Source organism: Kitasatospora sp. NPDC093679 (assembly GCF_040683455.1).
In the GTDB taxonomy this organism is placed as follows: domain Bacteria; phylum Actinomycetota; class Actinomycetes; order Streptomycetales; family Streptomycetaceae; genus Kitasatospora; species Kitasatospora arboriphila.
Genome location: NZ_JBFBDW010000095.1, coordinates 1 through 12264, shown reverse-complemented (window position 1 = coordinate 12264; position 12264 = coordinate 1). Strand labels below are relative to the sequence as shown.

Sequence of the window (12264 nt, the reverse complement as noted above, 5' to 3'; positions counted from 1 at the left end):
TCGAACCACACGGCCCCATCGAGACCGAAGCAGCCCGCCGCCTCGCCGACGACCTCAAGAACCAGTAACCACTCGATTACCCAACACTTTCTCAGGCGGGCCCGGCCTGGAGCAGCAGGGTGGCGATGTCGTCCCACCGGCGGCCCGCCCGCCGGGCCCGGGCGACCAGTTCACGGACGGTCACCTCCAGGTCGCCGGAGAGCGAGTGGTCCAGCTGCCCGGCGAGCGCGGCGATCGCCCGGCCCAGGTCGGTGCCGGGCGCCTCCACCAGGCCGTCGGTGTAGAGCAGCAGCAGTGCGCCTGGCTCGAACGCCGTCTCGGTGATCGGGTAGATCGCGTCCGGGTCGATGCCCATCGGCGGGCCCGGCGGGATGTCCAGCACCCGGGCCGGACCGCCGGGCGGCCGCAGCACCGGCGGCGGATGGCCGGCGCTCACCAGGTACGCCCGGCCCGCGGCGAGGTCGAGGTGCGCGTAGAGGCAGGTGGTGAAGAGGCCCGGGTCGAGGTCGCAGAGCAGCCGGTTGGTGCGCACCAGCACCTCCTCCGGCGAGGCGCCCGCGGCGGCGTGCACGGCCGTGCGGACCTGGCCCATCAGCGCCGCCGCCGGGAAGCTGTGCCCCTGGACGTCGCCGATCACCGCGGCGGCGGCCTTCGGGCCCAGCCGGATCAGGTCGTAGAAGTCCCCGCCGACGTCCATGCCGCGGGTGGTCGGCAGGTAGTGCGCCGCGACCTGCAGACCGTGCACGGCGGGCAGGGTGTGGGGGAGCAGCGCCTGCTGCAGGTCGTGCGCCAGCTGGTTCTTGGTGTCGTACAGGTGGGCCCGGTCCAGCGCCTGGGCGATCAGGCCGGCCAGCGAGGTCAGCACCGTCCGCTCGTCCGCGGCGAAGGGGTGCGGCCGGTCGTAGGCCAGCAGCAGGCAGCCGACCGGACGGCCGGAGGTGATCAGCGGCAGCACCGCCCAGGCCTGCTTCCCGGTCACCTGCGGGACGTCCGGGTAGGCCTCCGCCAGCTCCGCCGAGCTGCCGTAGAAGCCGGGGATCCCGGTGGTGAGCGCCCGCAGCGTCGGGGTGTCCCGGACCTTCAGCGGAATGTCCTCGAAGCGGGCCATCGCGTCCGCGCTGTAACCCCGGTAGCCGGTCACCAGCAGCCGGCCGTGCTCGGCGGTGAGCAGCGCCAGCCCGTCCGCGCCGAAGGCGGGCAGCACCTGCTCGGCGACCAGCGCCACCACGTCGTCCACCGAGACCGCCTCGGTGAGGGCCGCGGCCAGGTGCATGATCTGGTAGATCTGCCCGGCCCGGGAGACCGGCACCGGACGGGACGGCGGCACCGGCTCCGGCCCGTCGGCGGCCGGGGTGATCCGCACGCTGATGCCGTCGCCGGACGGGTACAGCCGGAAGGCCAGCCAGCGGTCCGGCGGGCGCATCGCGGTGAACGCGGCCGGCTCCCGGCTGATGATGGCCGCCCGGTAGCGGTCCTCGTACGCCGGGTCGTCGAGCCACGGCAGCGCCTGCCAGGGCAGCGCGCCGAGCAGCTTCTCCGGGCCGGCGCCGAGCAGCGCGCAGGCCGTGTCGGTGAGGAAGACGATCCGGCCGTTCAGGTCCATCGCGCAGCTGCCGCCCGGGAGGCGCTCGGCGAAGGCCCGTGCGGCGGTCTCCGGCAGTTTCGCCGCGGCCAGCCGCAGCGGCAGCACCCGCGGCCGGGACGGCACCGCGGGGGCCGCCTCCGCCAGCAGTTCGCCGAGCCGCGCGCAGCCCGCGGTGACCACCGCCCGCTCCGCCTCGCGCAGGTACTGGGGGTGGGCGCTCGGCCACAGCAGCAGCAGCGCGCCCACGCAGACGCCGTCCGCCTCGACCGGCGCCGCGGCCAGCGCGAAGTGGTACGGCATGGTCACCGCGGACCGCGGGTACTCCCGGGCGAAGTCCTGCTGGCTGCCCGACCACACCAGCGCCCGGCGCCGCACCGCGTCGGCGACCGGCACGGGCGCCGTCACCGCGACCCGGGTCCACGGTGCGACGAACTCGGCCGGCAGGCCCCGCACCACCGTGAGGTGCAGCACCTCCTCGCCCTCCGGTAGCAGGTACAGGCACCCGGACGAGGCTCCGCACAGCTCCACGACACCGGTCAGCGCGCCGTCGATCCGCCTGTCCCAGCCCGCCGGACCCGGGTCAGCGGCGGCCGGCACGGGGGGCTCCCCGCAGGCCCGGTACGCCCGGTGGCCGGGAGGACCGCGCAGGCCACGGCATCAACCGGACAACGCCCATACCAGCGACGCTACGCCCGCCGCCCCGGGCGGGCACCCCGGCGGGGCCCCGCCCGGGGCGGCGGACCCGGGCCCGACCCGGGCCCGACCTGCGGACGTGTTCGGCTCATTGGCATGTTCCAGGCGCACCAGGACGGGCACATACCGTCCGACAGGACGTCAGGCACGCCCGCGGAGGCCCACCGCCCGCGCGAGGACACCGGCGTCGAGCACGACCCCTGCCGAACGACGACCGGGCGCCGCGCCCCACGGCCCGTCCGACGGGCCCCGCGCGCCCCGATCCCACACCACCCCCAGGCCCTCGGGCCGTCGCGGCCGCCGCCGGGCGGTGCCCTGCCGTGCCGCGACGGCCGCCGCACCACGAAAGGGGTACCGATGGCCGACCTCTACCTCCCCGGCGCCGAACGGCGCCAACTCGACGACGCCCCGATGGCCGGAGACGGCGGATCCCGCACCATCTGGCACATCACCTGGGACCGCAACGCCACCGCCGACGCCCCCGCCGACCTGGTGCCCTTCGACACCCTCGCCGGCTACTTCGCGGGCTCCGGCTCCGGTGCCGCCCCCCACCTGCTCTGGGACCCGTTCACCGGCCGGTGCGCCCAGTTCTTCGCCGCCACCTCCCGCAGCAAGTCCGTCGTCAACGCCGCCGGCGGAGTCGAGACCAACCGCAAGGGCGACGTCTGCGTCCAGATCGAGAGCCTGTTCTTCCCGTACTGCCGGGTCGGCGGCAAGGTCTATCCGACCCTCGCCGACGCGCCCTGCACCGGCCTCGACCGGATCGTCCCCTGGCTGCGCTCCTGGGGCGTCCCCGACGTCTGGCCGATGGGCCCGCCCACCTGGTCCGCCAACCGGTCCGCCACGGTCTGGGACACCCGCAGCGGCCACTACGGGCACTCCCAGGTGCCGGAGAACGACCACACCGACCCCGGACCGATGCCCGACCTGTTCGGCCGCGTCCCGAACACCACCCCCGCCGACCGGCGCCGACTCGACGAAGAAGTGAGGTGACACCGTGGCACTCGTGATCGGCCGGATCGAGCCCGGCTTCCTGGACGGCCACCCCGACAACGCCACCCTGATCCCGCTGCCGCCGCAGAACGGCGGCGCGGTCGGCTGGGGCCAGGTCTACCTGTCCTTCGGCTGCGACTTCGGCGACGCCCAGCTGCGCATCGCCGTCTGGAACGACACCTCCCGCTCCTGGCGGGTCTCCACCCTGACGGTCACCGCCGCGGCCGGCCGGGTCGGCGTGCCCGTCCAGGACGGCGACTCCAAGGTCTCCGTCGGCCGGGTCAAGGCCTCCACCGCCGACACCGGCCTCTGCCCGGTCGGCTACCTGATCGAGGTGATCCTCCGCGCCTGACCGGGCTCGTTCCGCCCGATCCGGCCCCCTCCTCCGGGCCCGCCGGGCGGACGGTCAGCCGCGGGGCCGGAGCTGGTGCAGCGTGTAGCCGCGGCCCGCCGGGTCCAGCCGGCGGGTCGCCGTGGTGAACAGCTCGGCGGCCCGCCGGTAGGACAGCCGGCTGCGCCCGGTGTACGGGCAGCGGTCGCCCGCGGGGGTGCCGGCCGGCGCCCGGCGCTCGGTCAGCAGCAGCGGCCCGTCCGAGCGGCCCGCGATCAGCAGCGGCAGCAGCCGTGCGCTGGACGCCCGCCAGTGCACGGCCGGCCGGCCCGGGCGCGGGCGGCTGCAGCGGTGCAGCAGGTCGAGGTCGTCCACGTTCAGCGCCAGCACCGTCTCCACACCGGCGCCGCTCTCGTGCAGCAGCCGCCAGGTCAGCTTCTCGCGCAGCGGCACCCGCAGCGCCAGCACCGCGCGCAGCTCGTCCGGGCCCAGCGCCGCCCCGGACGGGTCCGGCAGCGGCGGCGGGCGCAGACCGGCCGCGGGATCGGCGGAGAGCCAGCCCTGCCCCCGCCACCAGCCGAGCGCACCGCGCAGGATCGACAGCTCACGGTTGAGGGTCCGCGGATCGGCCTCCGCAGCGCGCCGGGCCAGCGCCGCCCGCAGCAGCTCCGCGGCGTCCGCGCCGTCCAGCACCGAGAGCGGCAGCACCGGCGGCACGGCACCCCGCCGCGCCGAACCCGCCGGCACCGGCCGACCGGCCAGCAGCCAGGACCAGTTCGCCAGCGCGATCCGGTACACCCGCCGCGAGCCGTCGCCGAGCGGCGCCGCGGCGAGGTAGCCCTCCACGGCGACGGCGTACTCCACCGGTGCGGGACTGTCGCAGTAAATCACCCCGTCATTAGAACACTGCAATCGCTCTCAACCTCCGCGGGGGTCGTTTACTGCGGCACTCGATCGTTGCGCCGCAAAGGCTCAAGAATGCTTGTGCGGCAGAGCTCAACACCGCGAGACTCCTCGCATGATCCCCACCACCCCGGGCCGCTGGGCCCTGCTGCGCGAGCGCGCGTTCCGCCGCTACTGGCTCGGCCACACCACCTCGCTGCTGGGCTCGGCGACGGCCTCGGTCGCCGTCGCCTTCGCCGTCCTCGGCAGCGGCGGAGACGGCACCGCCCTCGGCGCCGTGATGGCCGCGCGGATCCTCCCCGTCGTCCTCGTCCTGCCGGTCGCCGGCATCGTCGCCGACCGGCTCGGCCCCCGCCGGGTGGCGCTCGCCGCCGACGTGCTGCGCTGCGCCGTGCAGACCGCCCTCGCTGCCCTGCTGCTGACCGACCGTCCGCCGCTGTGGGGTACGGCCGCACTGGTCGCACTCTGGGGCCTCGGCGAGGGCTTCGGCCTGCCTGCGCTCGGCGCCCTCGTCCCCGGCCTGGTCCGTGACCCGGCCCGCCTCGCCGACGCCAACAGCCTGCTCGGACTGGCCCGTTCGACCAGCACCGTGGCCGGCCCGGCACTCGCCGGCCTGCTGGTGGCGGCCGCCGGCCCCGCCACCGTGCTCGCCCTCGACGCCGCCTCCTACGCGGTCGGTGCGATCGCCCTCGCCGCGGTCGCCGTGCCGGCCGTGCCGCGCGGCCCCGCCGACACGGTCCTCGACGACCTGCGGCACGGCTGGGCGGAATTCCGCTCCCGCACCTGGCTCTGGCTGACGACCGCCCAGATGGGCCTGTTCAACCTGCTGGTGTGGGCACCGTTCCTGGTCCTCGGCCCGCTGCTCGCCCAGCAGCGGCTCGGCGGCGCCGCCGCCTGGGGCACCGTGATGGCCGCCTACGGCGCCGGCGCCGTCCTCGGCGGGCTGCTGATGCTCGGACGCCGCCCCGGCCGGCCGCTGGCCGTCGCCACCGCGGCCGCCGTCGGCTGGGCACTGCCCTCCGCCGCGCTCGCCGCCGGCGCCGGCACCGGGTGGACCGCTTTTGCCGCGCTGGGCGCCGGGATCAGCACCGCCGTCTGCGACACGCTGTTCACCACCGCCACCCAGCAACACGTGCCCGCCGAGGCGCTCGGCCGCGTCCACTCCTTCGAAGCGCTCGGCGCCTTCGTCCTCGGCCCGATCGGCCTCGCCGCCGCCGGTCCGCTCGCCGCCCGGCTCGGCGCCGCGCCCGTCCTCGGCCTCGGCGCCCTCTGGCAGGTGACCGCCTGCGCGACCGTCCTCGCCGTCCCCGCCGTCCGCACCCTGCGCGCACCGGCCGCCGCCCAATCCCGACCGCCCGTCAGCCGGGCGGTCCCGTCGACCGACTGACCGTACGTCGAGGCCCGGACGTCGGGGAGCGGTGGTGCGCGGTGGTGCGCGGTGGTGCGCGGAAAATCGCGTGCCCTCCGGCCGCCGCCTTCCCTAGACTCGCCGCGAGCCGCGCGCCACAGGTCAGGTGCGCGCCACGACGAGTCGAGGGGAGCAGAGCCGTGCGCAACCGCACCGCCGCCGTCGTCCCCTCCTCGCGCTACGAGGTGATCCTGGTGTCTTCGTCGACCCGGTGCAGGCTGCGCGGCCCGCATCGGAGGTCCGTGACGAACACCTGAGCCCGGCCCGCCTGCACCGACACCTCCGCCGGAGTCCCCGGCGAGGGCCGGAAGCACCGCGGCCGCACGCCGCGCCGACGGGCACCCGCCCGCCGCCCACCCGACCAGGGCCCGGGGGACCGCTCCGTTCCGTCCGGAAATCGCGCCGCCCCACTTCCCGAACCACCGAAAGGCACCGGGCCGTGCGCACCGACCTGAACCGACCCACCGTCACCACCGCCGCCGCCGCCGCCGCCGCCCGCCCCGCCGGGCCGCCGGCACGCGTCCGCAACCTGGGCATCCTCGCCCACGTCGACGCCGGCAAGACCACCGTCACCGAGCGGGTCCTCTACCTCACCGGCGCCGTCCACCGGCGCGGCGAGGTCCACGAGGGCACCACCGTCACCGACTTCGACCCGCAGGAACGCGACCGCGGCATCACCATCTTCGCCGCCGCCGTCAGCTGCTCCTGGGACGGCCACCGGATCAACCTGATCGACACCCCCGGCCACGTCGACTTCTTCGACGAGGTCGAACGCTCGCTGCGCGTCCTGGACGGCGCCGTCGCCGTCTTCGACGCCGTCGCCGGCGTCGAACCGCAGAGCGAGGCCGTGTGGCGGCAGGCCGACCGGCACGGCGTGCCCCGGATCGCCTTCGTCAACAAGCTGGACCGCGCCGGCGCCGACCTCGACACCGCGGTCGCCTCCGTCCGGGACCGGCTCCACCCGGCCCCGCTGGCGGTGCAGCTGCCGATCGGCCGCGAGGACGGCTTCACCGGCGTCGTCGACCTGCTCCGGATGCGCGCCCAGGTGTGGACCGACGGCCTCGACGGCTGCGAGGAGGGCCCGGTGCCCGAGACGCTCCGCGACGAGGCCGAACGGAGGCGGCGCGCCCTGGAGGAGGCCGTCGCCGAACTCCACCCGGCCGCCCTGGAGGAGTTCTGCACCCGTGGCACGCTCTCCGCCGAGAGCCTCGCCGCGGCCCTGCGCGACCTCACCCGCACCGGCGAGGCCGTCGTGGTGCTGTGCGGCTCCGCCTACCGCAACCGCGGCATCGAACCGCTGCTCCAGGCCGTCGTCGACTACCTGCCGTCCCCGCTGGACGTGCCGGCCGTCCGCGGCATCCTGGACGGCACCGATCAGCACCGGCCCGCCGACCCGGCGGCGCCGTTCGCCGCCCTCGCCTTCAAGGTCAACGCCACGGCCACCGGCCGCCTCACCTACCTCCGCGTCTACTCCGGAACCGTCACGAAGGGGGACACCGTGCTCGACACCGCCACCGGCCGCACCGAGCGGATCGCCCGCATCGTGCGGGTCCAGGCCGACCGGCACGCCGAGACCGACCGCGCCACGGCCGGCGACATCGTCGCCGTCGTCGGCCCGAAGACGACCCGGGCGGGCGCCACCCTCTGCACCCCCGCGGCACCGCTCGTCCTCGAACCCCCGACCACCGCCGCCCCGGTCGTCTCGGTGGCCGTCGAGGCCCGCCGCACCGCCGACACCGAACGGCTGGCGACGGCCCTCGCCCGGCTCGTCGAGGAGGACCCGTCCCTCACCGTCCGCACCGACCCCGAGACCGGACAGGTCCTGCTGTCCGGCATGGGGGAACTCCACCTGGAGGTCGCCGTGGAGAAGATCCGCCGCGCGGGCGGCCCGGAGGTCGCCGTCGGCCGCCCCCGGGTCTCCTACCGGGAGACCGTCACCGAGGGCGTCACCGGGCTGGTCTACCGGCACGTCAAGCAGGACGGCGGCGCCGGCCAGTTCGCCCACCTCGTCCTCGACCTGGAACCGCTGGAGCCGGACCCGCGGTCCGGCCCGGACGGCGACACCGGGGCCGTCCGCTTCGAGTTCCGGTCCGCCGTCACCGGCGGACGCGTCCCGCGCGAGTACGTCCAGGCGGTCGAGGCCGGCTGCCGCGACGCCCTCGCCGAGGGCCCGCTCGGCGGCCACCAGGTCACCGGCGTACGGGTCACGCTCACCGACGGCGCCACGCACGTCAAGGACTCCTCCGAGACGGCGTTCCGCACCGCCGGGCGGCTCGGCCTGCGGGAGGCGCTGCGCGCCGCCCGGACGATCCTGCTCGAACCGGTGGTCGAAGTCACCGCCACCGCACCCGACGACGCCGTCGGCGCGGTGATCGGCGACCTCGCGGCCCGCCGCGGACGGGTCACCGGGCAGACCACCCGGGCCGGCACGGCCCAGGTCACCGCCACCGTCCCGCTGGCCGAACTCTTCGGCTACGCGACCCGCCTGCGCAGCCGCACCCAGGGCCGCGGCACCTTCACCACCCGCCCCGCCGGCTACGCCCCCGCCCCCTGAGGCCGGGGCAGGGCCGGGCCAAGGGGCGCGGGGGACTGCGCAATCGGGATGCGAGTGCCGTAGGGGCCAGGGCTCGGCCCTGATGCGCAGCGACACCCACCCCCGGACTGTGCAGTTCTCCCGCGCCCCCGGGGTGACCTCCTGAGCCCGTCATGATGGACACCGGCCGATCGCGATCACGCGCGGTCGGCCGGTGTCCCACGAGGAGAAGCCCATGCCCGAGACCCCCGCCCCGCTCCGCCTGGAGGCGACCTCCGTCGGCCGGCCGGCCGGCATCCCGGCCGCGGCCGCCGAGACCGAGCGCCGCGGCATCGACCGCTTCACCCTCTCCGAGACCTCCTACGACCCCTTCCTCCAACTGGCCCGCGCAGCCGACCGCACGGAGGAGATCGAACTCGCCACCGGCGTGGCCATCGCCTTCGCCCGCACCCCGATGACCCTCGCCTACGAGGCCTGGGGCGTGCACGAGGCGTCCGGCGGTAGGGCCGTGGTGGGCCTCGGCTCCCAGGTGAAGCCGCACGTGGTGCGCCGCTTCGGCATGCCCTGGGACAGCCCGGCCGCCCGGATGACCGAGTACGTGGCCGCCGTCCGGGCGATCTGGCACAGCTGGCAGACCGGCGAACGCCTCGCCTTCCGCGGCGACTTCTACAGCCACACCCTGATGACCCCGGTGTTCGCCCCGGAGCCGGTGGCGGCCGGCACCCCGCCGATCCTGCTGGCCGGTGTCGGCCCGCTGATGACGAGGGCGGCGGGCGCCGTCGCGGACGGCCTGATCTGTCACCCCTTCAGCTCGGTGCAGCACCTCGCCGGGACGGTGCTGCCCGCCGTGCGCGACGCCCGCGCCGCGGCGGAGGCCGCCGCCGAGCCGTGGACGTCCCGCCCGTTCGAGGTGGTCGGCTCGGTGCTCACCGCCACCGGCCGCACCGAGGAGGAGCTGGCCGCCAACGTCCGCGGGGTGCGCGAGCGGATCGCCTTCTACGCCTCCACCCCGGCCTACCGTCCCGTGCTGGAGGCACACGGCTGGGGCGGTCTGCACGACGAACTGCACCCGCTCTCCGTCCGCGGCCGCTGGAAGGAGATGGGCGAACTGATCGACGACCAGGTGTTCCACGCCTTCGCCGTGGCGGGGGAGCCGGCCGAAGCCGCCCGGGAGATCCACCGCCGGTACACGGGCCTGGTCACCCGGCTCTCCGTGCACGCCCCGGACGGCGCCGACCCGGAGCTGATGCTGGACGTCCTCGGCGCCGTCCGGCGGATCGACACCACCTCGGGGTGATATGCAACACCGAGTACCTCTGTAGCAGTGCACTGAGTGCCCTGTCGCGTGATTGATGCTAGGTTCACGGCATGAGCAACCCGCAGAAGACCGAGGGGGAGGCCGCGGCCGCCACCGGGAAGCCCGCGATGCGCGACTCCCTGATCGCGGCCGCCTTCCAGCTCTTCCTCGACCGGGGCTACGAGCAGACCACCATCGACGACATCGTCGGTCTGGCCGGCGTCGGCCGCCGCTCGTTCTTCCGCTACTTCCCCTCCAAGGAGGACGTGGTCTTCCCCGACCACGAGCAGTGCCTGGCCGACATGACGGCCTTCCTGCAGGACAGTGCGGACACCGACGACCCCGTCCTCAAGGTCTGCGACGCCGCCCGGCTCGTCCTGCGGATGTACGCCGAGAACCCGACGTTCTCGGTGCAGCGCTACCGCCTCACCCGGAAGGTCCCGGGCCTGCGCGCCTACGAACTCTCCGTGGTCTGGCGCTACGAGCGCACCCTCGCCGACTACCTGCGCGGCCGGTTCGCCGCCCGCAAGGACGGCACCCTGCGCGCCGACGTGGTCGCCGCGGCCGTGGTCGCCGCGCACAACCACGGCCTGCGTTCCTGGCTGCGCGCCAACGGCCAGGGCGACGCCGAGGCCGAGGTGGACCACGCCCTCGAGTACGTCCGCAACGCCTGGCCCGCCAAGCCGCAGGCCCGGCCGGCCGTCGAAGAGGAGGAGGACGACGTGGTGGTCGTCATCGCCAAGCGCAGCACCCCGATGTGGCGCGTCGTCAGGGACGTCGAGGCGAGCCTGCGCCGCGACTGAGTCGTCTCGACTCCTTGCCCCGGCGCGGTACGCGGCCTCCTGTTCGGGGTTCCGGCATCATGGCGGCGTGACCGCAGACCGAAGGGCCCGTGCCGCGTAGGCGGCCCGGCGCGCTGCGCGCCGATCGACGACATGACCCGCGTGCCCGGGGCGATCCGCCGCCGGGCCGCATCCGTCGGCTCTCGGCCCGCACCGGCCCGGCGGTGCATCGTGTCGAGGCGCTCTCGACGGACTGCCGCGTGTTCCTTCGACGACGCGCGGCACGCGCGGACGCCCTCGACGAGGTCATGCGGGAGCTGCCCGGCGGTGCCCGCGAGGAGCTGGGCGTCGGGCGGCCGTGCCGGACGCCGCCCACCTCCGGCGCACCCCTCCGCCGACCGGTGCCCGGGTGAGGTCTCTTGCCCCAAATGGTTTGTGATGCAAAGCTGACTGCATGACAGATGCCACGGTGCCGTCGTCGGGCACCCCTCGTGACGTCCTCGCCGGCCTCGACGCCCTGACCCGCAAGGTCCGTGCCGCGCAACGCGGCACCTGGTTCCCCCTGCTGCTGCTCGGCCTGCTCACGCTGGGCGGCGTCCTGGTCGGCCGCCTCACCTTCGAGGTCTCGACCGTGCCCTGTCCGGCGGCCGAGGCCGCGGCAGGCGCCGGCTGCACCCTGATCAAGCAGGGCTCGCCGGTCTACTGGCCCGTCGGACTCGCCCTCGCCTACGCCGCGACGGCGGTCTTCTACATCCGGCGCTCCCGCAACCGGGGCGTCGGCACCCCCGTCCGGCCGTACGTCCTGACCGGGATCGTGCTGGTCGGGGTCGTGAGCGCGACCGCGTACTGGAGCGTGCGCCAGGGCGTGCCGCAGCCCGGCGACCCGGTCGACCTCTGGGGTCTGCGCCTCGACCCGGACTCCGGGGTGACGAGGTTCGTCGAGCGCCTCAACGGGAACGCCGCAGCCGTCGGACTGCCGCTGCTCGTGCTCGCCCGGGTGGAACGCAGCCGCGCCCTGCTGCTGCTCGCCGCGGTGTACCTGGCGATCGAACTGGTCCCGCTCACCACCGGCTGGGCGGGGATCGACACCGCCTCGCCCTGGTCCGTGCTGCCCCGCTACGGCGTGCCCGGCGCTCTGCTCCTGCTCGGGGCCCTCGGGTTCGGCCTGGCCGAGCTGTCCGGCAGGCGCCGCGCGGCATGAGCGACGAGCCCGAGCAGCATCCCGTCAACGGCCTGGACGACGTGGTCCACCAACGCGTCCGGCTGGGCATCCTGACCGTCGCCCACCAGGCGCGCCGCGTCGAGTTCGGCTTCCTGCGCACGACCCTCGGCCTCACCGCCGGCAACCTCAGCCAGCACCTGGCCGTCCTGGAGAAGGCCGGCCTGGTCGAGATCGAGAAGGGCTACGAGGGCAGGCGCGCCCGCACCTGGCTCTCCCTCACCCCGGCCGGCGACCGCGCCCTCCGCGAGGAGGTCGCCCAGCTCAAGCGCCTCATCCAGCAGATCGAGCAGGCCGATCCGGCCGCGGAGTCCTGACCGCGGCGAGGACGCAGGAACGCCCGACCGGGGAGCCCGGTCGGGCGTTCTGCGTGCGGTCCCGCGCGGCCCGGACGGCCGGGCCGCGGTCGGGTCAGCGGTCCTTGGCCTCGGCGGTGAGCTGGGGCAGGACGGTGAACAGGTCGCCGACGACGCCGTAGTCGACGAGCTCGAAGATCGGGGCCTCGGGGTCCTTGTTGATG

Annotated in this window: 10 protein-coding genes and 1 pseudogene; 8 read left to right on the top strand and 3 right to left on the bottom strand. The window is 75.4% G+C overall.

The window, feature by feature from the left end; translation table 11 throughout:
• Positions 1 to 91: 91 nt before the first annotated feature.
• A complete protein-coding gene (locus tag AB0O09_RS37915) occupies positions 92 to 2182 on the bottom strand; it encodes a SpoIIE family protein phosphatase (protein WP_363550166.1) in 2091 nt (696 codons plus the stop codon).
• A 453-nt stretch (positions 2183 to 2635) separates the two neighbouring features.
• On the opposite strand from AB0O09_RS37915, the gene AB0O09_RS37910 reads away from it, so the two are divergent.
• On the top strand, positions 2636 to 3271 hold the full coding sequence (locus AB0O09_RS37910) for a peptidoglycan-binding protein (RefSeq protein WP_344625165.1): 636 nt from the start codon (positions 2636 to 2638) through the stop codon (positions 3269 to 3271).
• Positions 3272 to 3275: 4 nt separating this feature from the next.
• Positions 3276 to 3623: a hypothetical protein gene (locus tag AB0O09_RS37905; protein ID WP_363550163.1), complete on the top strand. Its 348-nt coding sequence runs from the start codon at positions 3276 to 3278 to the stop codon at positions 3621 to 3623.
• A 54-nt stretch (positions 3624 to 3677) separates the two neighbouring features.
• Here AB0O09_RS37905 and AB0O09_RS37900 read toward each other — a convergent pair whose 3' ends face one another.
• Positions 3678 to 4466 (bottom strand): hypothetical protein, encoded by a 789-nt coding sequence (locus AB0O09_RS37900; RefSeq protein ID WP_363550161.1) that lies wholly within the window; start codon positions 4464 to 4466, stop codon positions 3678 to 3680.
• A gap of 154 nt (positions 4467 to 4620) precedes the next feature.
• On the opposite strand from AB0O09_RS37900, the gene AB0O09_RS37895 reads away from it, so the two are divergent.
• The 6 genes from AB0O09_RS37895 to AB0O09_RS37870 all read left to right on the top strand — a co-directional run bounded on the left by AB0O09_RS37895 (position 4621) and on the right by AB0O09_RS37870 (position 12061).
• Positions 4621 to 5892, top strand: a complete 1272-nt coding sequence (locus AB0O09_RS37895) for an MFS transporter (RefSeq protein ID WP_363550159.1) — start codon at positions 4621 to 4623, stop codon at positions 5890 to 5892.
• Between the two features lie 460 nt (positions 5893 to 6352).
• Entirely contained in the window at positions 6353 to 8467 is a 2115-nt protein-coding gene (gene fusA / locus AB0O09_RS37890; RefSeq protein WP_363550157.1) for an elongation factor G, read from the top strand.
• Positions 8468 to 8681: 214 nt separating this feature from the next.
• Complete coding sequence (locus AB0O09_RS37885; RefSeq protein ID WP_363550155.1) at positions 8682 to 9743, top strand: TIGR03617 family F420-dependent LLM class oxidoreductase; 1062 nt, start codon at positions 8682 to 8684, stop codon at positions 9741 to 9743.
• Positions 9744 to 9871: 128 nt separating this feature from the next.
• Positions 9872 to 10546 (top strand): TetR family transcriptional regulator, encoded by a 675-nt coding sequence (locus AB0O09_RS37880; protein WP_363550169.1) that lies wholly within the window; start codon positions 9872 to 9874, stop codon positions 10544 to 10546.
• Positions 10547 to 10979: 433 nt separating this feature from the next.
• Complete coding sequence (locus AB0O09_RS37875) at positions 10980 to 11726, top strand: hypothetical protein (RefSeq protein WP_363550153.1); 747 nt, start codon at positions 10980 to 10982, stop codon at positions 11724 to 11726.
• Entirely contained in the window at positions 11723 to 12061 is a 339-nt protein-coding gene (locus tag AB0O09_RS37870) for a transcriptional regulator (protein WP_344625157.1), read from the top strand. The genes AB0O09_RS37875 and AB0O09_RS37870 overlap by 4 nt, the downstream gene beginning before the upstream one ends.
• Positions 12062 to 12155: 94 nt before the next feature.
• Here the strand turns inward: AB0O09_RS37870 and AB0O09_RS37865 are convergent.
• Positions 12156 to 12264, bottom strand: a pseudogene (locus tag AB0O09_RS37865) (electron transfer flavoprotein subunit alpha/FixB family protein); the annotation flags it as partial.